The organism is Pseudomonas sp. GW821-FHT01C01 (assembly GCF_059422645.1).
In genome coordinates this window covers 1-24,096 of record NZ_JBWKXF010000003.1, presented here as the reverse complement: position 1 = coordinate 24,096, position 24,096 = coordinate 1, and the positions used below count along the sequence as shown (strand labels likewise).

Below are 24,096 nucleotides of genomic sequence, written 5' to 3'. Positions count from 1 at the left end.
CCACTAACTGTGTTGGAAAAGCTCAGAAACCGGCTGCTTAAATGAGCATTTGCCGGCTATATGGCCTGGACCTGGAAAATAAGTGAGAATGCGGGCCATTGGCGGCCGGCAAATCGCGCCTATCATATCCAAGATTCGTCACTAGCTTAAGGCCCAAGGTGCAAATGAAACGATCTGCTTTCTTTATCTCCGATGGTACCGGCATTACCGCCGAAACCCTGGGTCAAAGCCTTCTGGCGCAGTTCGAAAACATTACCTTCAGCAAAGTCACGCGGCCGTATATCGACAACGTGGACAAAGCGCGGGCCATGGTACAACAAATCAACAAAGCCGCCGAAACCGACGGCTTCCGTCCGATTATCTTCGACACCATCGTCAACCAGGACATTCGTGAGATTCTCGCAACCTCGAATGGTTTCATGATCGACATTTTCTCGACTTTCCTGGCACCGCTTGAACAGGAACTGACCGAGCATTCTTCCTACACCGTGGGCAAATCCCACTCCATCGGCACCAGCTCCAATTACATGGAGCGTATCGAGGCGGTGAACTTTGCCCTCGACAACGACGACGGCGCCCGCACGCACTATTACGACAAGGCCGACCTGATACTAGTGGGCGTGTCGCGATGTGGTAAGACACCGACGTGCCTGTACATGGCCATGCAATTCGGTATCCGCGCAGCCAACTACCCGCTGACCGAAGACGACATGGAACGCCTGCAACTGCCGTCCGCCCTGCGCGCCCACCAGCACAAGCTGTTCGGCCTGACCATCGACCCGGACCGCCTCACCGCGATCCGCAACGAGCGCAAGCCCAACAGCCGCTATTCGAGCTACGCCCAGTGCGAGTTCGAAGTGCGCGAGGTCGAGAACCTGTTCCGCCGCGAAAACATCCCGAACATCAACTCCACGCATTTTTCCGTGGAAGAGATCTCCGCGAAAATTCTCGTGGAAAAGGGCGTCGAGCGGCGCTTCAAATAATCCTGCGGAGCCTGATCTGCCGCTTTCGCGAGCAAGCCCGCTCCCACACTGGATCTCGGTTGTGCACAAATTTTGTGTTCACGGCAGACCCCATGTGGGAGCGGGCTTGCTCGCGAAGAACGATAACGCGGTCTCCTAGATAACAAACAAATCCACAAACCGGTTCACCGGTGTCGCCTCTAATTTCTGCTGATCCTTGCACAGCGCAAAAATCTCCTCGCTACGCTGCCCTGCGAATCGTGTCAGCAAGTTCGCCCTGAATTTCTCCTCCAGCAACGGAATTCCTTCAGCCCGCCGCCGACGATGCCCGATCGGATACTCCACCACCACGTTCTCGGTGCTGGACCCGTCGTTGAAAAACACCTGCACCGCATTGGCAATGGAGCGCTTGTCGGCCTCCAGATATTCACGGGTGTAACGTGGTTCCTCGACGATAACCATCTTGTCGCGCAGCACATCGATGACCGGATGCGCCCTGTGGAAATCGTCTTCGTAATGCTCGGCCACCAGGTTGCCGAAGGCCAGCGGCACGGCTGTCATGTACTGGATGCAATGGTCGCGGTCGGCGGCGTTGGCCAGCGGACCGACCTTGGAAATAATGCGGATCGCCGATTCATGGGTGGTGATGACGATTTTGTCGATTTCATGCAGACGATTGCGCACTTGCGGATGCAGTGTCACCGCCGCCTCACAGGCGGCTTGCGCGTGGAACTCGGCGGGAAAACTGATCTTGAACAACACGTTTTCCATCACATAACTGCCGTATGGCCGCGAAAAGCTGAATGCACGTTTGCCTTCAGGCTTGAGCGCCAGATCGTTGTTGGTGTGGCTGAACAGTACGTCGTAAAAGCCCCACTGCCTGGCACTCAATACGCCGGGAATGCCCATCTCGCCACGCATCGCGATGTCCGCCAGGCGCACGCCACGACTTGAGGCGTCGCCCGCGGCCCACGACTTGCGCGAGCCGGCATTCGGCGCATGACGGTAGGTGCGCAACGCCTGGCCATCAGCAAAGGCGTGGGACAACGCCGATAGCAGCTGCTCACGATTGGCCCCCATCAGTTTCGCCGTCACGGCAGTCGAGGCAACTTTCACCAGAATCACGTGATCGAGGCCGACTCTGTTGAACGAATTCTCAAGAGCGATCACGCCTTGAATCTCGTGGGCCATGATCATCGCCTCAAGTACCGTGCGCACGGTCAGCGGCGCCTCGCCATTGGCCAGGCGCTTTTGCGACAGGTGATCGGCCACCGCAAGAATGCCGCCGAGGTTATCCGACGGATGCCCCCACTCGGCGGCGAGCCAGGTGTCGTTGTAGTCGAGCCAGCGCACGATGCAGCCGATGTCCCAGGCCGCCTTGACCGGATCCAGCCGAAAAGACGTACCGGGAACCCGAGCACCGAACGGCACCACGGTACCTTCGACCACGGGCCCCAGGTGCTTGGTGCATTCGGGGAAACGCAGGGCCAGCAGGCCGCAACCCAAGGTATCGATCAGGCAGTTGCGGGCGGTGTCCAGCGCCTCTTCGGACTCGATCTTGAAATTGAGGACGTAATCGGCAATGTCCTGCAGGACCTTGTCGTAGTCGGGGCGGTTGTTCAGGTCAACGTTGGCACTCATGTTCGATTCACCTGTAGGAGCTGGCTTGCCAGCGAAAGCGGTGTCACAGAAAACAATGATGTTGAATTTGACGTCCTCTTCGCTGGCAAGCCAGCTCCTACAGGGATTACTGTCGGTTAGAAAGAATCGCCCGGCACCCGCACAAAGCCTTCCATCAATACCCGCGCACTGCGACTCATGATCGCCTTGTTCACGGTCCATTCGCCGTTGACCAGGCTGGCCTCAGCGCCGACGCGCAAGGTGCCGGACGGGTGGCCGAAGCGCACCGCATTGCGTTCGATACCGCCCGCCGCAAGGTTCACCAGAGTGCCGGAAATCGCCGCCGCCGTGCCGATCGCCACCGCCGCCGTGCCCATCATCGCGTGGTGCAACTTGCCCATGGACAGCGCACGCACCAGCAGGTCGACATCACCTGCGGCAATCGCCTTGCCGCTGGACGCCACGTAGTCCGCCGGCTTGGCGACGAAGGCGACTTTCGGCGTGTGTTGGCGTTTCGCCGCTTCGTCGATGTTGGAAATCAGGCCCATGCGCAATGCGCCGTAAGCGCGGATGGTTTCGAACATCTGCAAGGCTTTCGGATCGCCATTGATTGCGCCCTGCAACTCGGTGCCCTTGTAGCCGATGTCTTCAGCATTGATAAAAATTGTCGGGATACCAGCGTTAATCATGGTCGCCTTGAAGGTGCCGACGCCGGGCACTTCCAGGTCATCGACCAGGTTGCCGGTGGGGAACATCGAACCGCCGCCGCCCTCTTCTTCCGCTGCCGGATCGAGGAACTCGATCTGCACTTCGGCCGCCGGGAAGGTCACGCCGTCGAGTTCAAAATCGCCGGTCTCCTGCACTTCACCATTGGTGATCGGCACGTGGGCGATGATGGTCTTGCCGATGTTGGCCTGCCACACGCGAACCACGGCTACGCCGTTATGCGGGATGCGGCTGGCGTCCACCAGGCCGTTGCTGACCGCGAACGAACCGACCGCGGCCGACAGGTTGCCGCAGTTGCCGCTCCAGTCCACGAAGGGCTTGTCGATGGACACCTGACCGAACAGATAATCGACATCGTGATCGGCCTTGGTGCTTTTCGACAGGATCACGGTTTTGCTGGTGCTGGAAGTCGCGCCGCCCATGCCGTCGATTTGTTTGTCGTACGGGTCGGGGCTGCCGATCACGCGCAGCAGCAACGCGTCGCGTGCCGGGCCCGGGACCTGTGCCGCTTCAGGCAGGTCCTTGAGACTGAAGAACACGCCTTTGCTGGTGCCACCGCGCATGTAAGTAGCTGGAATCTTGATTTGAGCTGCGTGAGCCATGGTGCTCGTTACTCCTTCTATAAACAGACACGGGACTCAAAGTCCCGTGTCGGTACAGCCTGTGTTAGACGGCAACCGCCGACTCTTCGAGGAAGTCCTGGGCGAAGCGTTGCAGCACGCCACCGGCCTCGTAGATCGACACTTCTTCGGCGGTGTCGAGGCGGCAGGTCACCGGCACATCGACGCGCTCGCCGTTCTTGCGATGGATCACCAGCGTCAGCTCGGCGCGCGGAGTGCGATCACCGATCACGTCGTAGGTTTCGCTGCCGTCGATGGCCAGGGTGTGACGGTTGGTGCCTGGCTTGAACTCCAGCGGCAACACCCCCATGCCCACCAGGTTGGTGCGGTGAATGCGCTCGAAACCTTCAGCGGCAATCGCTTCCACACCCGCCAGACGCACACCCTTCGCCGCCCAGTCGCGGGACGAACCCTGGCCGTAGTCGGCACCTGCGATGATGATCAGCGGCTGCTTGCGATCCATGTAGGTTTCGATGGCTTCCCACATGCGCATCACTTTGCCTTCCGGCTCGACACGGGCCAGCGAGCCCTGCTTGACCTTGCCGTTTTCCTGAACCATTTCGTTGAACAGTTTCGGGTTGGCAAAGGTCGCGCGCTGCGCCGTCAGGTGGTCACCGCGGTGCGTGGCGTAAGAGTTGAAGTCCTCTTCCGGCAGGCCCATTTTCGCCAGGTATTCGCCGGCGGCGCTGTCGAGCATGATCGCGTTGGACGGCGACAGGTGATCGGTGGTGATGTTGTCCGGCAGTACCGCCAGCGGGCGCATACCCTTGAGCGGACGCGCACCGGCCAACGCGCCTTCCCAGTACGGCGGACGACGGATGTAGGTGCTCATTTCACGCCACTCGTACAGCGGCGCGACTTTCGGGCCGGTGTCTTCGTGGATGGCGAACATCGGGATGTATACCTGACGGAACTGTTCCGGTTTCACCGACGCCTTGACCACTGCGTCGATTTCTTCGTCGCTTGGCCAGATGTCTTTCAGGCGAATTTCCTTGCCATCAACCACGCCCAGCACATCCTTCTCGATGTCGAAACGGATGGTGCCGGCAATCGCATAGGCGACCACCAATGGCGGCGAAGCGAGGAACGCTTGCTTGGCGTATGGGTGAATCCGGCCGTCGAAGTTACGGTTGCCGGACAACACGGCAGTGGCGTACAGGTCGCGGTCGATGATCTCTTGCTGAATCACCGGATCCAGTGCACCGGACATGCCGTTGCAAGTGGTGCAGGCGAAGGCCACGACGCCGAAACCGAGCTGTTCCAGCTCGTCGGTCAAGCCGGCTTCATCGAGGTACAGCGCCACGGTTTTCGAGCCGGGTGCCAGCGACGATTTGACCCACGGCTTGCGGGTCAGGCCGAGCTTGTTGGCGTTGCGCGCCAGCAGGCCGGCGGCGATCACGTTGCGCGGGTTGCTGGTGTTGGTGCAACTGGTGATGGCGGCGATGATCACCGCGCCGTCCGGCATTTGCCCCGGCACATCGTCCCACTGACCGGCGATGCCTTTGGCGGCCAAATCGGAAACCGCCACACGGGCGTGCGGGTTGCTCGGGCCGGCCATGTTGCGCACCACAGAGGACAGATCGAACGTCAGGCCGCGCTCGTATTGCGCGCCTTTGAGGCTGTCAGCCCACAGGCCGATCTGCTTGGCGTAGTTCTCCACCAACTGCACCTGCTCGTCTTCACGGCCAGTGAGTTTGAGGTAGTCGATGGTCTGCTGGTCGATGTAGAACATTGCCGCGGTGGCGCCGTATTCCGGGGCCATGTTGGAAATGGTTGCGCGGTCGCCGAGAGTCAGCGCAGAGGCGCCTTCGCCGAAGAACTCCAGCCATGCGCCAACGACTTTTTGTTTGCGCAGGAACTCGGTCAGCGCCAGCACCATGTCGGTGGCGGTGATGCCCGGTTGCAGCTTGCCGGTCAATTCGACGCCAACGCTTTCCGGCAGACGCATCCACGATGCGCGGCCGAGCATCACGCTTTCGGCTTCGAGGCCACCGACACCGATGGCGATCACGCCCAGCGCATCGACGTGCGGGGTGTGGCTGTCGGTGCCGACGCAGGTGTCGGGGAAGGCCACGCCGTCACGCACCTGGATCACCGGAGACATTTTCTCCAGGTTGATCTGGTGCATGATGCCGTTGCCTGGCGGGATCACGTCGACGTTCTTGAACGCCTTCTTGGTCCAGTTGATGAAGTGGAAACGGTCTTCGTTGCGACGGTCTTCGATGGCGCGGTTTTTTTCGAACGCTTGCGGATCGAAGCCACCGCGCTCGACGGCCAGGGAGTGGTCGACGATCAACTGCGTCGGCACCACCGGGTTGACTTGCGCCGGGTCGCCGCCTTGCAGGGCGATGGCGTCACGCAGGCCGGCGAGGTCCACCAGCGCGGTCTGGCCAAGAATGTCGTGGCACACCACGCGGGCCGGGAACCACGGGAAGTCGAGGTCGCGCTTGCGCTCGATGAATTGCTTCAGGGATTCGGTGAGCGTGGCCGGGTCGCAGCGACGCACAAGGTTTTCCGCCAGCACACGGGAGGTGTACGGCAGGGTGTCGTAGGCGCCAGGCTGGATCGCCTCGACCGCTGCGCGGACATCGAAGTAATCCAGGTGGCTGCCGGGTAGTGGTTTACGGAATTGTGTGTTCATCGTCAGGACTCGGTCACGGTAGTTACAAAAGGTGGGACCTGGCACCGGTACTGAATTGAAACGGACCTCTGTAGGAGCTGGCTTGCCAGCGAATGCGGTGGATCAGTCAACATGAAGGTTGAATGACAAATCGTCTTCGCTGGCAAGCCAGCTCCTACAGGGTCACCGGTTCACTCAGTAACCCGCGTTGGCCTCCACCATTCAGCGCTGTTCGATTGGCACGAACTTGCGCTGTTCAACGCCGGTGTATTCGGCGCTTGGACGGATGATGCGGTTGTTGGCACGTTGTTCGTACACGTGGGCGGCCCAGCCAGTCAGGCGCGAGCAGACGAAAATCGGCGTGAACAACTTGGTCGGGATGCCCATGAAGTGGTACGCCGAGGCATGGTAGAAGTCGGCGTTCGGGAACAGTTTCTTCTGCTCCCACATCGTCTTGTCGATGGCCTCGGATACCGGGAACAACACCTTGTCGCCCACTTCGTCAGCGAGTTTCTTCGACCAGCCCTTGATCACCTCGTTGCGCGGATCGTTGTCCTTATAGATCGCGTGGCCGAAGCCCATGATCTTGTCCTTGCGCTCGAGCATGCCGAGGGTGCCTTTGATCGCCTCTTCCGGCGACGAGAAGCGCTCGATCATTTCCATCGCCGCTTCGTTGGCACCGCCGTGCAGCGGGCCACGCAGCGAGCCGATGGCCGCGGTGATGCACGAATACAGGTCGGACAGGGTCGACGCGCAAACACGTGCGGTGAAGGTCGACGCGTTGAACTCGTGCTCCGCGTAGAGGATCAGCGAAACGTTCATCACCTTGACATGCAGATCGCTTGGTTTCTTGCCGTGCAGCAGGTGCAGGAAGTGGCCGCCGATGGACTGTTCGTCGCTCACGCAGTCGATGCGCTTGCCTTCATGGCTGAAGCGATACCAGTAAGTCATGATCGCCGGGAACGCGGCCAGCAGGCGGTCGGTTTTGTCGTGCTGCTCGGAGAAGTTGTTCTCCGGCTCGAGGTTGCCCAGGAACGAGCAGCCAGTGCGCATCACGTCCATCGGGTGGGCGTCGGCGGGGATGCGCTCCAGCACTTCTTTGAGCGCTTGCGGCAGGTCACGCAGCTTGCTCAGCTTGGCGATGTAGGCGTTCAGTTGCGCCTTGCTCGGCAGTTCGCCGTACAACAGCAGGTAAGCGACTTCTTCAAACTGTGCGTCAGCCGCCAGTTCACGAACGTCGTAACCACGATAAGTCAGACCGGCACCCGACTGGCCCACGGTGGACAGTGCGGTTTGCCCGGCAACCTGGCCACGGAGCCCGGCGCCACTGAGTACTTTTGCTTCGGCCATTGCAGTCTCCAATCTTGAATTTTTTAGGGAATCGGCAAATTTATTAAATTTACATCGCTCTCTGTAGCAGCTGGCGAAGCCGGCGTCCGGCTGCGCAGCAGTCGTAAAACCTGCCCGCACGATTGTCCGGATTTGCGAGTCCTTCGGCCTCGAACGCAGCCTCGCAGGCTCGGCAGCTGCTACAGGGTTTTCATTATTTTTTTGACGCAAACAACGCATCGAGCTTCTGCTCGAAGGTGTGGTAGTCGATGCGATCGTAAAGCTCCATGCGCGTCTGCATGGTGTCGATGACATTCTGCTGCGTGCCATCGCGACGGATTGCGGTGTAGACGTTTTCTGCAGCCTTGTTCATGGCGCGGAACGCCGACAGCGGGTACAGCACCAGCGATACATCGGCAGCGGCCAGTTGTTCGGTGGTGTACAGCGGCGTCGCGCCGAACTCGGTGATGTTGGCCAGGATCGGCGCTTTCACGCGGCTGGCGAACAGCTTGTACATTTCCAGTTCAGTGATGGCTTCCGGGAACACCATGTCGGCGCCGGCCTCGATGCACGCGGCGGCGCGATCCAGGGCAGACTCCAGACCTTCCACTGCCAGGGCGTCGGTACGGGCCATGATCACAAAGCTGTCATCGGTACGCGCATCGACGGCTGCTTTGATACGGTCGACCATTTCCTGCTGGGTCACGATCTCTTTATTAGGACGGTGGCCGCAACGCTTGGCGCCGACCTGGTCTTCGATGTGAATCGCCGCCGCGCCGAACTTGATCATCGACTTGACGGTACGAGCGACGTTGAACGCCGAGGAACCGAAACCGGTGTCCACGTCCACCAGCAATGGCAGATCGCACACGTCGGTGATACGACGCACGTCGGTCAGCACGTCATCCAGGCCGGTGATGCCCAGGTCAGGCACGCCAAGGGAGCCGGCAGCCACCCCGCCACCCGACAGGTAGATCGCCTTGAAACCGGCGCGCTTGGCCAGCAGCGCGTGGTTGGCGTTGATCGCACCGACCACTTGCAGTGGATGTTCGCTGGCGACCGCATCGCGGAAACGCTGGCCTGGTGTGCTCTTGTTCAAACTCATGACTCACCTCGTTTGGCTGTCGGGTTGACGCCGTCCTGGTAGTGACGGGCGATATTGCGTTTGGAGGCGCCGATGTGACGGCGCATCAACAACTCGGCCAGTTCACCGTCACGGTCGGCGATGGCATCGAGAATGCGGTGGTGCTCGGCGAACGCCTGGTGCGGGCGATTGGGCGTGGTGGAAAACTGGATGCGGTACATGCGCACCAGTTGATAGAGCTCGCCGCAGAGCATTTGGGTCAGCGTGCGGTTGCCGCTGCCCTGGATGATTCGGTAATGGAAGTCGAAATCGCCTTCCTGCTGGTAGTAGCCCCGACCTGCCTGGAATGCCTCATCACGCTCATGGGTTTCCAGGACCCGACGCAGCTCGTCGATTTCTTCGAGGCTCATGCGCTCGGCGGCCAGGCGACAGGCCATGCCTTCCAGGGATTCGCGGATTTCATAAAGCTCAAGCAGCTCAGCATGATTGAGCGACACCACCCGCGCGCCGACATGCGGTATGCGAACCAGCAGGCGCTGGCCCTCCAGACGGTGGATGGCCTCGCGCAGCGGGCCACGGCTGATGCCGTAGGTGCGCGCCAGTTCCGGCTCGGAAATTTTGCTTCCCGGCGCGATCTCGCCTTTGACGATAGCCGCCTGAATGCGTCGGAAGACGTTCTCGGACAGGGTTTCCGTATCGTCTTGCGCTAAAACCGGGGGATCGAGTTGATCCAGCATATTGTCGACACCTTGTGAGCCAATGCCGCAAAAACTAACGAATACAGGCGACACAGTCAAAGGTTAAATCGATATTGTCGACAATCTTCTGATAACCGGCTGCACCATAACGAAGCAACCCATCTATTTATAGCCACCGGCCAGCGCTGGCGCCATCAGACCACCGTGCTAGAATGCCGCCCGCATTTGTTTGTCACATCTGCACTGCCTGTCATAAAACCTTGATAGGCATACGAGGGAGCTTGCGCAGCGATGCCAGGGCCTTGAATCAAGTCGGACCGCTGCGCATCAGGATTTATGAGACTCAAGCCCTTCCCCACCTTCCTTTTTTTCCTATGCCTGCCCGGATTCGTAATGGCCGGGGAAAAGACCGTGTATGGCCTTAATGAGTACGCATCGCTCAATGGCATCGATCTGGAAGTGGCCGCCAAGCTCGACACCGGGGCGAAAACCGCTTCCCTGAGTGCGCGGGATATCAAACGCTTCAAACGCAACGGCGAGTCGTGGGTGCGTTTTTACCTGGCCATTGACACCGCCCATTCGCACCCGATCGAACGCCCGCTGGCCCGTGTCAGCAAGATCAAGCGCCGGGCCGGTGACTACGACCCCGAGGAAGGCAAGAAGTACACCGCCCGCCCGGTGATCGAACTGGACATCTGCATGGGCTCGGCCCTGCGCAGCATCGAAGTGAACCTCACCGACCGCAGCGCCTTCCAATACCCGTTACTGATTGGCTCCGAAGCGCTCAAACGCTTCGATGCACTGGTTGACCCCAGCCTTAAATATGCTGCTGGCAAACCCGCCTGCACCACCGACGCTCATACCGCCGAGTAATTCAAATGCGCTCTCTTACCCTTCATCTGAAACTGCTGATCGCCATCCTGGTGGTGCTGGGTATTTCAGTTACGGCCTATCAGATCTTCGTACTGGGCATCCCCGTGACCGAAGACGCCACTGACGACCTGTGGAACATCGACGCCAAAGTCGAGTTCGTCGCCAGTGCCAAGGACCCGGTCAAGATCCAGATGTTCGTGCCGCCGCTGAGCCGCGACTTCGTCAGTCTCAACGAGAGCTTCATCTCCAATAACTACGGCGTGGCCGTGAACCGGGTCGACGGCAATCGCAAGGTCACCTGGTCGGCACGCCGGGCCAAAGGCAATCAGACGCTGTATTACCGCCTCGTGCTGACCAAGCGTTACTCCGGCGAAAAAGCCAAGATCAAAGGCCCGACCTTCCGCGACAGCATGGCCATCGAAGGCCCGGAAAAAATCGCCGCCGAAGCCCTGCTTGCACCGATTCGCCAACACTCGGCCGACGTCGAAACCTTCGTCGGCGAAGCCATCAAGCGGGTCAACAACCTCAATGACGACAACGTGAAACTGCTGCTGGCCGGTGATCCATCCACCGCGCACAAGGCGAAAATCGTCGAGTTGTTGCTGTCCATCGCCCACGTCCCGATCGAAAAAGTCCACACCATCCGCCTGGTGGCCGACCAACCGCAAATGCCGGAACTGTGGCTGCGCAGTTTCAACGGCACCGACTGGCTGTATTTCAACCCGGAAACCGGTGAACAGGGCCTGCCGACCGACCGCCTGCAGTGGTGGACCGGCGACGAAAACCTGATCACCGTCGATGGCGGCAAGAAAGCCAACGTGACCTTCAGCCTGAACAACAGCGAAATGAACGCCATTCGCCTCGCCAAGCTGACCGACGAAAACACTGACGCCAACTTCCTCGAATACTCGCTGTACGGCCTGCCGCTGGAAACCCAGCGGACCTTCATGATCATGGTGATGATCCCGATCGGCGTGCTGGTGATCCTGATCCTGCGCAACCTGATTGGCATCCAGACCCTGGGTACCTTCACCCCGGTGCTGATCGCCCTGGCCTTCCGCGAAACCCAGCTCGGCTTCGGTATCGCGCTGTTCACCATCATCACGGCGCTGGGCCTGTCACTGCGCTCCTACCTCGAACACCTGAAACTGCAAATGCTGCCGAGGCTGTCGGTGGTGCTGACGTTCGTGGTGGTGTTGATTGCGGCGATCAGCCTGTTCAGCCATAAACTCGGCCTGGAGCGCGGCTTGTCGGTGGCGCTGTTCCCGATGGTGATCCTGACCATGACCATCGAACGCCTGTCGATCACCTGGGAAGAACGCGGCGGTGGCCATGCCATGAAAGTGGCGATCGGCACGCTGTTCGCCGCGTCCCTGGCGCACCTGATCATGACCGTGCCGGAACTGGTGTACTTCGTGTTCACCTTCCCGGCGATCCTGCTGATCCTGGTGGCCTTCATGCTGGCCATGGGTCGTTATCGCGGTTATCGCCTGACCGAACTGGTGCGTTTCAAGGCCTTCCTGAAAAAGGCTGACGCCTGATGTTCGGCTTCTGGAAGACCTGGAAGGCCCTGGAAGCCCAGGGCATCATGGGGATCAATCGGCGCAACGCGGACTACGTGCTCAAGTACAACAAGCGCAGCCTGTACCCGATCGTCGATGACAAGATCATCACCAAGGAGCGCGCCATCGCTGCCGGCATCCATGTACCCGAGCTGTATGGCGTGATCTCCACCGAAAAGGAAATCGATAATCTCGAGGAGATCATCGGCGGACGCAGTGACTTCGTGATCAAACCGGCGCAGGGCGCTGGTGGCGACGGCATTCTGGTGATCGCCGACCGCTTCGAGGGTCGTTACCGCACGGTGTCCGGCAAGATCATCAGCCACGAGGAAATCGAACACCAGATTTCCAGCATCCTGACCGGCTTGTACTCCCTCGGCGGCCACCGTGACCGGGCGCTGATCGAGTACCGCGTGACCCCGGACCAGATCTTCAAGAGCATCAGTTACGAAGGCGTGCCGGACATCCGCATCATCGTACTGATGGGATACCCGGTCATGGCCATGTTGCGCTTGCCGACCCGCCAGTCCAACGGCAAGGCCAACCTGCACCAGGGCGCCATCGGCGTCGGTGTCGACCTCGCCACGGGGCTGACGCTGCGTGGCACCTGGCTGAACAACATCATCAACAAACACCCGGACACCACCAACGCCGTGGACGGTGTGCAACTGCCCTACTGGGACGGTTTCATGAAACTCGCCGCTGGCTGTTATGAGTTGTGCGGGCTGGGCTACATCGGTGTCGACATGGTCCTGGACCAGGACAAAGGCCCGCTGATTCTTGAGCTCAATGCCCGGCCAGGGCTGAATATCCAGATTGCCAATGACTGCGGCCTGACGAGGCGTACTCATGCGGTGGAAGCGCGACTGGAAGACCTGAAGGCTCGTGGCGTGACTGAAACCGTCGGGGAACGCGTGGCGTTTGTTCAAGAAATGTTTGGGCATATTCCTGCGGTCGAGGGTTGAGGCCCTTCTCCTGTGGGAGCGAGCTTGCTCGCGATGGATTTCAGGGCGCCGCGATTATCCAGGCAACCCCCGTCTTCGTTCACGTCCATCGCGAGCAAGCTCGCTCCTACAACTACATCCCCCTCTAGGAGCAATTCTCCGAGGGGACTACAATCGCCACCCCGCCTCGATGGCTGATCTCCCCCACCCATGTTGACCTGCTCCGTACACCCGCTGCCCTATCGTGCCAACCCCGCCGAGTACTTCGCGGCGATTCGTCATGCCCCCGGCGCCGTGCTGCTCGACAGCGGTCGCCCCGGCGCGGACCGCGGTCGCTATGACCTGCTCAGCGCCTGGCCGCTGGAACAACTGGCGGTATCGCCCGACGAAAGTGGCGACGATTTCCTGCGACGCCTGCGCGAAAACCTGACACGCCTGGGCGAAGCTGCTCTGCCGGCGCCCTACGAGTTGCCGTTTGCCGGTGGATTGATCGGCTATCTGAGCTACGATTTCGGCCGACATCTGGAGCGCCTGCCGAGCCAGGCTCGGGACGACCTGCAACTGCCTGACGCACGTTTCGGCTTGTACGGCTGGGCATTGATCAGCGATCACCATTCGCTGACCAGTCAATTGGTGTTCCACCCGACTCTGCCGGACAGTGAGCGTCAGCGCCTGACCGACCTGTTCAGCCAGCCTGCAGCGGAAGTGGACGCGCCCTTCAAACTGCTCACCCCGATGACTGCCGACTTGAGCGCTGACGAGTACCGACAGGCAATCGAGCGCATCCAGCAATACATTCAGGCCGGTGACTGCTATCAGGTCAATTTCGCCCAACGGTTTCGCGCGCCCTGCCAGGGTGATTCGTGGGCCGCTTACTGCGCACTGCGCGCAGCGTGCCCCACGCCTTTCTCCGGTTTCCAGAGCTTGCCTGACGGCGCTGCCGTACTCAGCCTGTCGCCGGAACGCTTTGTCAAAGTCAGCCAGGGCCACGTGGAAACCCGCCCGATCAAGGGCACTCGACCTCGGGGCCTGACGCCTGAGCAAGACGCCGCGAACGCCGCCGAATTGCTGGCCAGCCCCAAGGATCGCGCGGAAAACCTGATGATTGTCGATCTGCTGCGCAATGACCTCGGTCGGACCTGCCGTACCGGTTCGGTACGGGTGCCGGAATTGTTCAGCCTGGAAAGCTATCCGAACGTGCATCACCTGGTGAGCAGCGTCACCGGTGAACTGGCGGACGACCGCGATGCCCTGGACCTGATCGCCGGCAGCTTCCCGGGTGGCTCGATTACCGGCGCACCAAAGATTCGCGCCATGCAGATCATTGATGAGCTGGAACCGACCCGACGCGGACTGTATTGCGGTTCATTGGTGTACCTGGACGTGCGCGGCGAAATGGACAGCTCCATCGCCATCCGTAGTTTGCTGGTCAAGGAGGGGCAGGTGTGTTGCTGGGGCGGTGGCGGGATTGTCGCGGATTCCGAGTGGCAGGCCGAATATCAGGAATCGATCACCAAGGTGAAGGTGCTGCTCGATACGCTGCAAAACCTCTGACACCACACCCGCCCCTGTAGGAGCGAGCTTGCTCGCGATGAACCTGAAAACGCCGCGGGGTGTCAGTCTTGCCGCGTTATCGTTGACGACCATCGCGAGCAAGCTCGCTCCTACAGGAAATGTGCTTACAGGCTCAAGGTCCGGTTCGAAGCCTTGATGAACTCCTGCTTCAACGCTTCAAACGTGTGCACCGCCGGGAACTGCGGGAACTCGGCGATCACGTTATCCGGCGCATGGAACAGAATCCCGGCATCGGCTTCGCCCAGCATCGTGGTGTCGTTGTAGGAATCCCCCGCCGCGATCACCCGGTAGTAGAGGCTCTTGAAGGCCAGGACCGACTGACGCTTGGGATCTTTCTGACGCAGTTGGTAGCCAGTGACTCGCCCACTGTCGTCAGTAATCAGACGATGGCAGAGCAAGGTCGGGAAGCCCAGCTGACGCATCAGCGGCTGGGAGAACTCATAAAAGGTGTCCGACAGGATCACTACCTGGAAGCGCTCGCGTAGCCAGTCGACGAACTCGATGGCGCCGTCCAGCGGCTTGAGCGTGGCGATCACTTCTTGAATGTCGGAGAGCTTCAGGCCGTGCTCGTCGAGTATCCGCAGGCGTTGCTTCATCAGCACGTCATAGTCGGGAATGTCCCGGGTGGTGGCCCTGAGGGATTCGATTCCGGTTTTTTCGGCGAAGGCGATCCAGATTTCCGGGACCAGCACACCTTCAAGATCCAGACAGGCAATTTCCACAAGACACTCCCATTTGTATTGATTATTGAGTCGAGCGAGCAAAAAGACTGCCGAACTCTAGCGACTCGGGCCTGCCTGCGCAACGCAGAGGATGCCCCGACCCGTGCAGCTTTTTGTTACCATCGACCCATATAGAGCGCCCAGCGCCACCGACCTGTAGGAAGCCGCCCTGATGAGCCCAACGTTCGACGTCGTGGAACTCGCCACGACCTATGCCAACAAATCCGCCCAGGACATCCTGAAACTCGCGTTTGCCGAGTTCGGCGATGAGCTGTGGATATCTTTCAGCGGTGCCGAGGATGTGGTGCTGGTGGACATGGCCTGGAAGCTGAACAAGAACGTCAAGGTGTTCAGCCTCGACACCGGTCGCTTGCACCCCGAGACCTACCGCTTCATCGATCAGGTGCGCGAGCACTACAAGATCGACATCGAACTGGTGTCGCCGGACTACACCAAACTTGAACCGTTCGTGAAGGAAAAAGGCCTGTTCAGCTTCTACAAGGACGGCCATGGCGAATGCTGCGGCATCCGCAAGATCGAACCGCTGCGCCGCAAGCTGTCAGGCGTGAAAGCCTGGGCCACCGGCCAGCGTCGGGACCAGAGCCCCGGCACCCGCAGCGCCGTCGCGGTGATGGAAATCGACACCGCGTTCTCCACCCCGGAACGCACCCTGTACAAGTTCAACCCGCTGGCGCAGATGACCAGCGAAGAGATCTGGGGTTACATCCGCATGCTGGAACTGCCTTACAACAGCCTGCACGAACGGGGTTTTATCAGCATCGGCTGCGAGCCCTGCACTCGCCCGGTACTGCCGAACCAGCATGAGCGTGAAGGCCGCTGGTGGTGGGAAGAAGCGACGCAGAAAGAATGCGGGTTGCATGCCGGGAATATCATCAGCAAGTCGAAAGCCTGATCCCAAGCCTTGTGAAATACCCCCTGTGGGAGCGGGCTTGCTCGCGAAAGCGTCGTGTCAGTCGATACATTTACTGACTGATACACCGCCTTCGCGAGCAAGCCCGCTCCCACACTGGTTAGCGTCAATCCACAATAAATGTGTACACACGAACGTCACCATAGGTGCCATTCGTGTGTGCACTTTTAGTTTCTGCGCCCCAAAAAGTTACATCTCCTTTCCCACCGCCTCGCCCGAATCCCTCTCAAAAAATAAATACCTGTTCAACCGGTCAATTTAAATTTTCTGTTTTTCAATCAGTTATCTATTTCAGATAACAAAACGAAATGAGCACTGTTTTTTATAGAATCGCGACTGGCATGGATTTGGCTTAAGTGCATACATGTTTTGTATACAATAAATTCAAAACATACACACACTTTAGATCCGCAAGCCTGAAGCGCCCTATCCCGTACAGGCTGCAGATGCCCCGTAACCAATGATATTCGCTACCCGCGACGAAGATTTGTCGAGCCAACGCTCATGCACAGTCATCGCGGCGTCGAGCATCAGGAGCCTGCCGGAATGCGTACTAGTCTCTCCAATAACAATATCGCGCTGGATCTACCCTCCCCCCTTTCCACCCACACGAGCGACAGCCAAGCCCATCACTCCCCCGTCGTACTCAGTCCCCGACTGCACAACAAAGACCTGGCGCCGACCAAGGCCGAAGGTCGGCGCTGGGGCCGCTACAGCATCTTTGCCCTGTGGACCAACGACGTTCACAACATTGCCAACTACTCGTTTGCCATCGGCCTGTATGCCCTTGGCCTGGGCGGCTGGCAGATCCTGTTGTCCCTGGGGATCGGTGCGGCGCTGGTGTATTGCTTCATGAACCTGTCCGGCTACATGGGACAGAAGACCGGGGTGCCGTTTCCGGTCATCAGCCGCATCAGTTTCGGCATCCATGGTGCGCAAATTCCTGCATTGATCCGCGCTGTTATCGCCATCGCCTGGTTCGGTATTCAGACGTACCTGGCCTCGGTGGTGTTTCGCGTATTGTTGACAGCGGTCCATCCCGCGTTCGCCGACTACGACCACAACTCGATCCTCGGCCTGTCGACCCTGGGTTGGGTGTGTTTCGTGGCAATCTGGTTCGTGCAACTGGCGATCCTTGCCTATGGCATGGAAATGGTGCGGCGCTACGAGGCGTTTGCCGGCCCGGTGATTCTGCTGACCGTCGCCGCCCTCGCTGCTTGGATGTACACCCAGGCCGATGCGACTATCGCCTGGTCGATCCGTGAGCCACTGACCGGGTCCGAAATGTGGCGCAACATCTTTGCCGGTGGCGCACTGTGGCTGGCGATCTATGGCACGTTGATCCTCAACTTCTGCGACTTCGCCCGTTCTTCGCCATGCCGTAAAACCATCAAAGTCGGAAATTTCTGGGGCTTGCCGGTAAATATTCTGGTGTTCGCCAGCATCACCGTCCTGCTGTGCGGCGCGCAATTCCAGATCAATGGCCGGATCATCGAAAGCCCGACCGAAATCATCGCCTCGATCCCCAACACGTTCTTCCTGGTGCTCGGTTGCCTGGCGTTCCTGATCGTCACCGTGGCGGTGAACATCATGGCCAACTTCGTTGCCCCGGCGTTCGTACTCAGCAACCTGGCGCCCAAGTACCTGACATTCCGCCGTGCCGGCTTGATCAGCGCGACCATCGCCGTGCTGATCCTGCCGTGGAACCTCTACAACAGTCCGCTGGTGATCGTGTATTTCCTGTCCGGCCTCGGTGCCCTGCTCGGCCCGTTGTACGGCGTGATCATGGTCGACTACTGGCTGGTACGCAAAGGCCAGGTCAACGTGCCGCAGTTGTACAGCGAAGACCCGAACGGCGCGTATTACTACAGCCACGGCGTCAATTTGCGCGCCGTGGCGGCGTTCATTCCCGCTGCCCTGATCGCCATCGTCCTGGCGCTGGTGCCCGGATTCCACAGCGTATCGCCGTTCTCCTGGCTGATTGGTGCGGGCATCGCCGGGATGCTCTACCTGATCATTGCCAAGCGCCAACCGCACTACGCCGATATCAGCGGCGAAGCCATCGCGGTCGACAACGTCAGCCACTGATCCTGTCGCGGCCCGACGTTGTCGGGCCGCAGAACCCTCTGCAATAAGGACTCCCCATGCGCATTCTCGTGGTCAACGTCAACACCACCGAATCCATCACCCAGGCCATCGCCCGCTCGGCGCAGGCCGTGGCTTCACCCAGCACGGAAATCGTCGGCCTCACCCCGCACTTCGGCGCCGACTCCATTGAAGGCAATTTCGAAAGTTACCTGGCGGCCATCGCGGTCATGGATCGGGTGATGTCCTACGACCAACCCTTCGACGCGGTGATCCAGGCCGGCTACGGCGAGCACGGCCGCGAAGGCTTGCAGGAACTGCTCAACGTACCGGTGGTGGATATCACCGATGCTGCCGCCAGCACGGCGATGTTTCTCGGTCACGCCTATTCCGTGGTCACCACCCTCGACCGCACCGTGCCGCTGATCGAAGATCGCCTCAAGCTCTCCGGCCTCTGGGACCGTTGTGCCTCAGTGCGGGCCAGTGGTTTGGCAGTGCTGGAACTGGAACACGAACCGCAGCGCGCACTGGAGGCCATCGTGCATCAGGCCGAGCTGGCGGTGACTCAGGACAAGGCCGAAGTGATTTGCCTGGGCTGCGGCGGCATGGCCGGGCTGGACGAGCAGATTCGCCGGCGTACCGGCGTACCGGTGGTGGACGGTGTGACGGCGGCGGTGACCATTGCCGAGTCCCTGGTAAGGTTGGGGCTGTCGACATCGAAAGTGCGGACGTATGCGACGCCACGGCCGAAAAACATCATTGGCTGGCCGGGGCGGTTTGCCCGCTGAGTTCGCAACTGTTGACCGAGGCGCAGCCTTCGCGAGCAAGCCCGCTCCCACACTGGATCTCCAGTGAACATTTTTTTGCATTCACAACAGATCAAATGTGGGAGCGGGCTTGCTCGCGAAGGGGGCAACTCGGTCTAAAACCTGGCTCAAACCGCACTAAACCTCTGCCCCAAGCCCCGCTCGGCAAACTGTTCAATGATGAAATCGACAAATGCCCGGGTCTTGCCGGGCAGCAGTTTGTGTTCGGCGTAATAGATGGAGGTGTAGCCGTCGTCGATGTACCAGTCCGGCAACACCCGCTGCAACCGGCCCGTCTCCAGATAGCCCACCGCAAACGGCATGCTCACCAGCGCAATGCCCAGGCCCTGCGCTGCCGTGGCGCAGGCCGCCTCGGAATCGCTCATGGTCATCCGCGCCTTGAGCGTCAACGGGCTGTGTTGCTGATTGCGATGGGTCAATTGCCAGGAGCGCACCCGACCGGTTTGCGGCGAGCGGATCAGAATCCCGTCATGGTGCTTGAGATCCTCCGGCCCGGAGATCGACGCATGTGCCTCCAGGTAATCTTTCGAAGCCACCAACACCCGATGCGCCGGGCTCAACCTGCGCGCAACCACGCCTTGGGGCAGCTCGAAGCCGCCGCCGATTGCCGCGTCGAACCCCTGCCCGATCAGATCGACCTGACGGTTATCGAAGTGCCAGTCCGGGTTGATCGCCGGGAATCGTCGCAAAAACTCGCCGAGCATCGGCACAATGTACAAGCAGCCGAATACCGTCCCCATACTGACTTTCAAGGTACCCGCCGGCTGCCCTCCGGCGCTGGCGAGATTGGCCACGGCATTCTGGATCGTGTGCAGGCTGGTGCTGACTTCGCCGAGAAACAACTGACCGGCCTCCGTCAGCGTCAGACTGCGGGTGCTGCGCTGGAACAATCTGACACCCAGGCGCGCCTCAAGCTTGGCAACGCTCTTACCCACCGCCGCCGGCGTCAGGCTCAAGCGCCGCGCCGCTTCAGCAAAGCTGCCGACCTCGGCACTGCGCACAAAGCATTCGATACTGCTGAAGGTTTCCATAGGCGCCACTATAAACTTTTGGTTTACACAGACTATCGCAATTATGGTCTACACAGCATGTAATCCTGAATCGATACTAGGCTCCATCAACCGGGACATCTCGCCTCGGGACTTGGAGATCGACATGACTACTCAGAACCTCAGCGGCAAAGTGGCATTGATTCAAGGTGGTTCCCGCGGCATCGGCGCAGCCATCGTCAAGCGCCTGGCTGCTGAAGGCGCGACCGTTGCCTTCACTTATGTCAGCTCGACGGCCAAGGCTGAAGAACTGCAAGACAGCATCACCGCCAAGGGCGGCAAGGCCCTGGCCATCAAGGCCGACAGCGCCGACGCCGATGCCATTCGCGGTGCCGTGTCCGCTACGGTAGAAGCGTTCGGTCGCCTGGATATCCTGGTCAACAATGCTGGCGTACTGGCCGTCGCACCGCTAGCCGACTTCAAACTCGAAGACTTCGACCAGACCCTGGCCATCAACGTACGCAGCGTGTTCATTGCCACCCAGGCCGCCGCCAAATACATGACCGAAGGCGGTCGCATCATCAACATCGGCAGCACCAACGCCGATCGCATGCCCTTTGCCGGTGGCGGCCCGTACGCCATGAGCAAGTCGGCGCTGGTCGGCCTGACCAAAGGCCTGGCCCGTGATCTCGGCCCGCAAGGCATCACCATCAATAACGTGCAACCGGGTCCGGTCGACACCGACATGAACCCGGCCCACGGTGACTTTGCGCAAAGCCTGATTCCGTTGATGGCCGTGGGCCGTTACGGCAAGGCCGAAGAAATCGCCAGCTTCGTCGCCTACCTCGTCAGCCCTGAAGCCGGCTACATCACAGGGGCCAGCCTGACCATCGACGGTGGTTTCGGCGCCTGATGCGATAAACGCAAAGCAAATGTGGGAGCGGGCTTGCTCGCGAAGACAGTGTGTCAGGCAACATTGATGTCGTCTGATTCACCGTCTTCGCGAGCAAGCCCGCTCCCACACTTTCTTTTGTCAGGCCCACTCAAGCACAGGCAAACCAAAAACGCCCGGCTCGAAAGCCGTCAACGTACGAAGAATGCCATCCGCGTGTGCGTACTTTGCGTCGGCCATTGCCGCATCCGGAATCGCAATTGCCGTCATCCCCGCCGCTTTCGCCGCGGTGACACCAAAGGGGGAATCCTCGAACACCAGGCAATCTTCGGGCGCAACTCCCAGACGCCGCGCCGCCGTCAGGAAAATGTCCGGAGCCGGCTTGGCCGCACCCACTTCGGGGTCATCGGCGGTGACGATGAAGTCGAACAAGGCGAACCAGTCGCGATGCAAGGTGGTTTTCTGACCGAACGACTGGCTCGAAGAACTGGTACCCACGGCAATGGGAATGTTGTTGGCCTTCAGGTGCCGTACCAGCTCCTGTGCGCCAGGCATCGCTTGCGCTGTAGGAAAACGCTCGCGCATCAACGGCTCGCGGATCACCAGAAACTCTTCGGCGGTAATCGGCAGGTCGAGCGCTTCAACCACATAGCGGGCCAGATCCCCTGCGCCCCGGCCAATGATGTTCTGCTTGATGCTCCAGTCGAACGTTCGGCCGTAACGCGCGGCAATGATGGACGTGACTTCGGTGTAGATGCCCTCGGTGTCCAGCAACAAGCCGTCCATATCGAAAATCACGGCCTTGATCGGGCCGAATGCTTTCAGTGGTGCATTCATCGCATCTGATCCGTTTTCTAAGGCATCCCGGGCGCCCCGCGTGCGGCCAATGCCCGGATGGATTAAAGGATTCAGCAGCATAGCGAGCGCCGCTGGCATAGAGCAACGATGAAATCCCGATCCACGCCGAATGGCTCTCCGTGATTTAGCGAATTGCCCTACACCAAACGCCACCTTTCCCGACTTCTTTCCTTGCAGATCCCCCGCAGAGTTTCGCGCTCCACATTCCGCCAAGCGAAAGACTGCAAATGTTCGATCTCCAAAAGGTTTTGGCCCTGAACAACACCATCGGCCTGTTGGTGGTCGCGGCCATGAACCCCGAGCAACCGGATTTCGAAGCGTTGCTCGGGGATTTTCGTCTCTGCCTCAACGATTACGAAGCTTGGGCTGAGAGCTTCTGGACCGGCCGGATGCTGGAGGTCGAGCAGGTGTTCACGGTCGGCAACGAAGTCCGGCTCAGCGCACCGAAACACTCCACCACGCCCGTCAGCTCGACCGTCGCCACATGCCCCGCCAGCGGTCCCTTGACACTGGTGCATATGTTCGAAGCCGCGCGTTTCGTGCCAATCGGCAACACACCGGTGAAGATCGAACCGTTGCTCAATGAAGGTCAAGGTGAACCGCAGTATGGCGCGCCTGTTCACGCAACCATCGGCCCCAGCGGCATCCTTGAAATCCCCGATTGCTGGCGCGGCCAACGCCATCGCATCACCTTCTACCCCAACGTTTCTGCGGCTCACGTCAAAGCGCTTTACGACTCCTATCAGGACGTAGTCGGCGACCTGGAAGGCTGGTTGCGCAACGAATGGGAGACGGAATTCCAACCTTTGTGGGCAGAGTTTACCGGGGCGGATTTCAAAGAGCGCTACCGCACGTTGCAGCGGGCCGACTGGCATGGTTTCGAGAAATCGCTGCATGGATTGTGGGATGACATAAAGCAGGTCTATGCGCTGGTCGCGGACCTGCAAGCCAACAGCGAAAAACTCCTTGAGTACCTGACCGAAGCAGAACTGGCGACGTTGTTGAACGCGTCCTCCGAGGCCATCGCCAATCTGTTGCTGGTGCTCGGCGACGAGCCGCTGATGTTCATCTACCTGGCCGCCTTCACCAGTTGGCTGAAGATGTTGCCGCCGCAGTACATCGCAGAAGTCGTGGCGCAAATACGTACGGAGATCCTGATCGGCTTCCTGCTGGCCTGCCTGACCGGGCCAGCGGGCCTGAAACTTGGCTTGAGCGCCAAAGTGCTGAACAGGATCAAATCCGCACGCGCACGCCGCTGGTTGGCAGCAGCCAGTCTGCGACTGGCCGAACTGACGACTCGTTCCGACCTGAGCACTCACGCTGGCGCGCTCAAGCCGTTGATGGTCAGTGCCCGCAATGCACCGCTGAAACCTGCACCTGCGGTTCCATTGCTGATCAGCGCAACGGACACACCGGTTGTACAGGTACAAAACCCGGTGGCCATCGCTCGAAAAAAGTCCGGCGCCAGTACCCGTCTCGGCAGGCATGAACATCGGGAAGACGTTTCGAGTCAGGCGAAAAACCCCAACGGCGACAGCGCCGACACCGTCGAGCGCACGGCGACGAATAAATGCCCGGTGTCGATGGTCACCGGCGAAGAGCTGCTGACCCTGACCGACGGCACGCTCGACGGCATCCTGCCGTTCGACTTCACTCGCCTGTACCGCACCAGCGCCGTCGAGCTCGACAGTGGCCTGGGTTTCGGCTGGAGCCATTCGCTGTCGCAGCGCCTGGAACTCGACGGCGAGCAGGTGATCTGGGTCGATCACGAAAACCGCCGCACGCCGTTTCCGCGACCGACCGCGGCGCGCCCGGTGATCCACAACAGCCTGTCGCGGGCGGCGATTTACCTGGGGGAGGAACCGGACGAACTGATCCTCGCCCTGGCCGGCGACACCCCACGCTTTTACCACTTCCGAGACGGCCGCCTCACAGCGATCAGCGACGCCTACGGCAACCGGCTGAGCGTGCAGCGCGATCATTTCGACCGCATCCAGCGCCTGGACAACGGCGCCGACCGCGCCCTGTTGCTGCGTTACGAGCACCAGCACCTGGTGGCCATCGACTATCAGGTGTTTCAGCGCCGTGGCCCCGCGGCGCATGCCTGGCGCACCGAGCAGACCCTGGTGACTTACCGCTACGACGCCCGCCAGCGCCTGATCGAAGCCAGCAACGCCGC

General features: G+C 60.1%; 19 protein-coding genes. 10 read left to right on the top strand and 9 right to left on the bottom strand.

Annotated features, from left to right (window positions below; all coding sequences use genetic code 11):
* The first annotated feature begins 164 nt into the window (after positions 1-164).
* Positions 165-983, top strand: a complete 819-nt coding sequence (gene ppsR / locus AC07XF_RS02750; RefSeq protein WP_495025300.1) for a posphoenolpyruvate synthetase regulatory kinase/phosphorylase PpsR — start codon at positions 165-167, stop codon at positions 981-983.
* A gap of 135 nt (positions 984-1,118) precedes the next feature.
* On the opposite strand, the gene prpD is transcribed toward ppsR, so the two are convergent.
* The 6 genes from prpD to AC07XF_RS02720 all read right to left on the bottom strand — a co-directional run bounded on the left by prpD (position 1,119) and on the right by AC07XF_RS02720 (position 9,698).
* On the bottom strand, positions 1,119-2,603 hold the full coding sequence (gene prpD, locus AC07XF_RS02745) for a 2-methylcitrate dehydratase (protein ID WP_495025299.1): 1,485 nt from the start codon (positions 2,601-2,603) through the stop codon (positions 1,119-1,121).
* A 116-nt stretch (positions 2,604-2,719) separates the two neighbouring features.
* Positions 2,720-3,910 (bottom strand): 2-methylaconitate cis-trans isomerase PrpF, encoded by a 1,191-nt coding sequence (gene prpF, locus AC07XF_RS02740; RefSeq protein WP_495025298.1) that lies wholly within the window; start codon positions 3,908-3,910, stop codon positions 2,720-2,722.
* Between the two features lie 64 nt (positions 3,911-3,974).
* Complete coding sequence (gene acnD / locus AC07XF_RS02735) at positions 3,975-6,569, bottom strand: Fe/S-dependent 2-methylisocitrate dehydratase AcnD (RefSeq protein ID WP_495025297.1); 2,595 nt, start codon at positions 6,567-6,569, stop codon at positions 3,975-3,977.
* 201 nt (positions 6,570-6,770) lie between these two features.
* Positions 6,771-7,898 carry a bifunctional 2-methylcitrate synthase/citrate synthase gene (prpC, locus tag AC07XF_RS02730; RefSeq protein ID WP_495025296.1) on the bottom strand — a complete coding sequence of 376 codons (1,128 nt, stop codon included), beginning with the start codon at positions 7,896-7,898 and terminating at the stop codon, positions 6,771-6,773.
* A gap of 193 nt (positions 7,899-8,091) precedes the next feature.
* Positions 8,092-8,982: a methylisocitrate lyase gene (prpB, locus tag AC07XF_RS02725; protein ID WP_007988902.1), complete on the bottom strand. Its 891-nt coding sequence runs from the start codon at positions 8,980-8,982 to the stop codon at positions 8,092-8,094.
* A complete protein-coding gene (locus AC07XF_RS02720; RefSeq protein ID WP_495025295.1) occupies positions 8,979-9,698 on the bottom strand; it encodes a GntR family transcriptional regulator in 720 nt (239 codons plus the stop codon). The genes prpB and AC07XF_RS02720 overlap by 4 nt, the downstream gene beginning before the upstream one ends.
* Before the next feature lie 297 nt (positions 9,699-9,995).
* Here AC07XF_RS02720 and rloA point away from each other — a divergent pair, with 297 nt between their 5' ends.
* From rloA to pabB, 4 genes are all read left to right on the top strand, one after another.
* A complete protein-coding gene (gene rloA / locus AC07XF_RS02715; RefSeq protein WP_495025294.1) occupies positions 9,996-10,532 on the top strand; it encodes a retropepsin-like aspartic peptidase RloA in 537 nt (178 codons plus the stop codon).
* Between the two features lie 5 nt (positions 10,533-10,537).
* Positions 10,538-12,073 carry an osmotic stress tolerance membrane protein RloB gene (gene rloB / locus AC07XF_RS02710; protein WP_495025293.1) on the top strand — a complete coding sequence of 512 codons (1,536 nt, stop codon included), beginning with the start codon at positions 10,538-10,540 and terminating at the stop codon, positions 12,071-12,073.
* On the top strand, positions 12,073-13,059 hold the full coding sequence (locus AC07XF_RS02705; RefSeq protein ID WP_495025292.1) for an alpha-L-glutamate ligase-like protein: 987 nt from the start codon (positions 12,073-12,075) through the stop codon (positions 13,057-13,059). The genes rloB and AC07XF_RS02705 overlap by 1 nt, the downstream gene beginning before the upstream one ends.
* Before the next feature lie 189 nt (positions 13,060-13,248).
* Positions 13,249-14,592, top strand: coding sequence for an aminodeoxychorismate synthase component I (gene pabB / locus AC07XF_RS02700; protein ID WP_495025291.1), 1,344 nt, complete (start codon positions 13,249-13,251; stop codon positions 14,590-14,592).
* 125 nt (positions 14,593-14,717) lie between these two features.
* On the opposite strand, the gene thrH is transcribed toward pabB, so the two are convergent.
* A complete protein-coding gene (gene thrH, locus AC07XF_RS02695; RefSeq protein WP_253561814.1) occupies positions 14,718-15,335 on the bottom strand; it encodes a bifunctional phosphoserine phosphatase/homoserine phosphotransferase ThrH in 618 nt (205 codons plus the stop codon).
* Between the two features lie 172 nt (positions 15,336-15,507).
* Here thrH and AC07XF_RS02690 point away from each other — a divergent pair, with 172 nt between their 5' ends.
* The 3 genes from AC07XF_RS02690 (at position 15,508) to AC07XF_RS02680 (ending at position 19,139) form a co-directional block, all read left to right on the top strand.
* Complete coding sequence (locus AC07XF_RS02690) at positions 15,508-16,248, top strand: phosphoadenylyl-sulfate reductase (RefSeq protein ID WP_457456675.1); 741 nt, start codon at positions 15,508-15,510, stop codon at positions 16,246-16,248.
* 564 nt (positions 16,249-16,812) lie between these two features.
* On the top strand, positions 16,813-18,354 hold the full coding sequence (locus tag AC07XF_RS02685) for an NCS1 family nucleobase:cation symporter-1 (protein ID WP_495025290.1): 1,542 nt from the start codon (positions 16,813-16,815) through the stop codon (positions 18,352-18,354).
* Between the two features lie 56 nt (positions 18,355-18,410).
* On the top strand, positions 18,411-19,139 hold the full coding sequence (locus tag AC07XF_RS02680; RefSeq protein ID WP_495025289.1) for an aspartate/glutamate racemase family protein: 729 nt from the start codon (positions 18,411-18,413) through the stop codon (positions 19,137-19,139).
* 146 nt (positions 19,140-19,285) lie between these two features.
* On the opposite strand, the gene AC07XF_RS02675 is transcribed toward AC07XF_RS02680, so the two are convergent.
* The gene (locus AC07XF_RS02675; RefSeq protein WP_495025288.1) at positions 19,286-20,209 is read right to left on the bottom strand and encodes a LysR family transcriptional regulator; all 924 of its coding nucleotides are present in this window, start codon (positions 20,207-20,209) and stop codon (positions 19,286-19,288) included.
* Positions 20,210-20,333: 124 nt separating this feature from the next.
* Between AC07XF_RS02675 and AC07XF_RS02670 the strand changes: the two genes are divergently transcribed.
* The gene (locus AC07XF_RS02670; RefSeq protein ID WP_495025287.1) at positions 20,334-21,080 is read left to right on the top strand and encodes a 3-oxoacyl-ACP reductase family protein; all 747 of its coding nucleotides are present in this window, start codon (positions 20,334-20,336) and stop codon (positions 21,078-21,080) included.
* A gap of 120 nt (positions 21,081-21,200) precedes the next feature.
* On the opposite strand, the gene AC07XF_RS02665 is transcribed toward AC07XF_RS02670, so the two are convergent.
* Complete coding sequence (locus tag AC07XF_RS02665; protein WP_495025286.1) at positions 21,201-21,896, bottom strand: HAD-IA family hydrolase; 696 nt, start codon at positions 21,894-21,896, stop codon at positions 21,201-21,203.
* 248 nt (positions 21,897-22,144) lie between these two features.
* Here AC07XF_RS02665 and AC07XF_RS02660 point away from each other — a divergent pair.
* Positions 22,145-24,096, top strand: a 1,952-nt coding sequence (locus AC07XF_RS02660) for a DUF6531 domain-containing protein (RefSeq protein ID WP_495025285.1), incomplete at its 3' end; no start/stop codon positions are given.

Excerpts from the sequence above, each read along its gene's own strand:
- ppsR (WP_495025300.1), top strand. The coding sequence starts at position 165 with ATGAAACGATCTGCTTTCTTTATCTCCGATGGTACCGGCATTACCGCC.
- prpD (WP_495025299.1), bottom strand. The coding sequence starts at position 2,603 with ATGAGTGCCAACGTTGACCTGAACAACCGCCCCGACTACGACAAGGTC.
- prpF (WP_495025298.1), bottom strand. The coding sequence starts at position 3,910 with ATGGCTCACGCAGCTCAAATCAAGATTCCAGCTACTTACATGCGCGGT.
- acnD (WP_495025297.1), bottom strand. The coding sequence starts at position 6,569 with ATGAACACACAATTCCGTAAACCACTACCCGGCAGCCACCTGGATTAC.
- prpC (WP_495025296.1), bottom strand. The coding sequence starts at position 7,898 with ATGGCCGAAGCAAAAGTACTCAGTGGCGCCGGGCTCCGTGGCCAGGTT.
- prpB (WP_007988902.1), bottom strand. The coding sequence starts at position 8,982 with ATGAGTTTGAACAAGAGCACACCAGGCCAGCGTTTCCGCGATGCGGTC.
- AC07XF_RS02720 (WP_495025295.1), bottom strand. The coding sequence starts at position 9,698 with ATGCTGGATCAACTCGATCCCCCGGTTTTAGCGCAAGACGATACGGAA.
- rloA (WP_495025294.1), top strand. The coding sequence starts at position 9,996 with ATGAGACTCAAGCCCTTCCCCACCTTCCTTTTTTTCCTATGCCTGCCC.
- rloB (WP_495025293.1), top strand. The coding sequence starts at position 10,538 with ATGCGCTCTCTTACCCTTCATCTGAAACTGCTGATCGCCATCCTGGTG.
- AC07XF_RS02705 (WP_495025292.1), top strand. The coding sequence starts at position 12,073 with ATGTTCGGCTTCTGGAAGACCTGGAAGGCCCTGGAAGCCCAGGGCATC.
- pabB (WP_495025291.1), top strand. The coding sequence starts at position 13,249 with ATGTTGACCTGCTCCGTACACCCGCTGCCCTATCGTGCCAACCCCGCC.
- AC07XF_RS02690 (WP_457456675.1), top strand. The coding sequence starts at position 15,508 with ATGAGCCCAACGTTCGACGTCGTGGAACTCGCCACGACCTATGCCAAC.
- AC07XF_RS02685 (WP_495025290.1), top strand. The coding sequence starts at position 16,813 with ATGCGTACTAGTCTCTCCAATAACAATATCGCGCTGGATCTACCCTCC.
- AC07XF_RS02680 (WP_495025289.1), top strand. The coding sequence starts at position 18,411 with ATGCGCATTCTCGTGGTCAACGTCAACACCACCGAATCCATCACCCAG.
- AC07XF_RS02675 (WP_495025288.1), bottom strand. The coding sequence starts at position 20,209 with ATGGAAACCTTCAGCAGTATCGAATGCTTTGTGCGCAGTGCCGAGGTC.
- AC07XF_RS02670 (WP_495025287.1), top strand. The coding sequence starts at position 20,334 with ATGACTACTCAGAACCTCAGCGGCAAAGTGGCATTGATTCAAGGTGGT.
- AC07XF_RS02665 (WP_495025286.1), bottom strand. The coding sequence starts at position 21,896 with ATGAATGCACCACTGAAAGCATTCGGCCCGATCAAGGCCGTGATTTTC.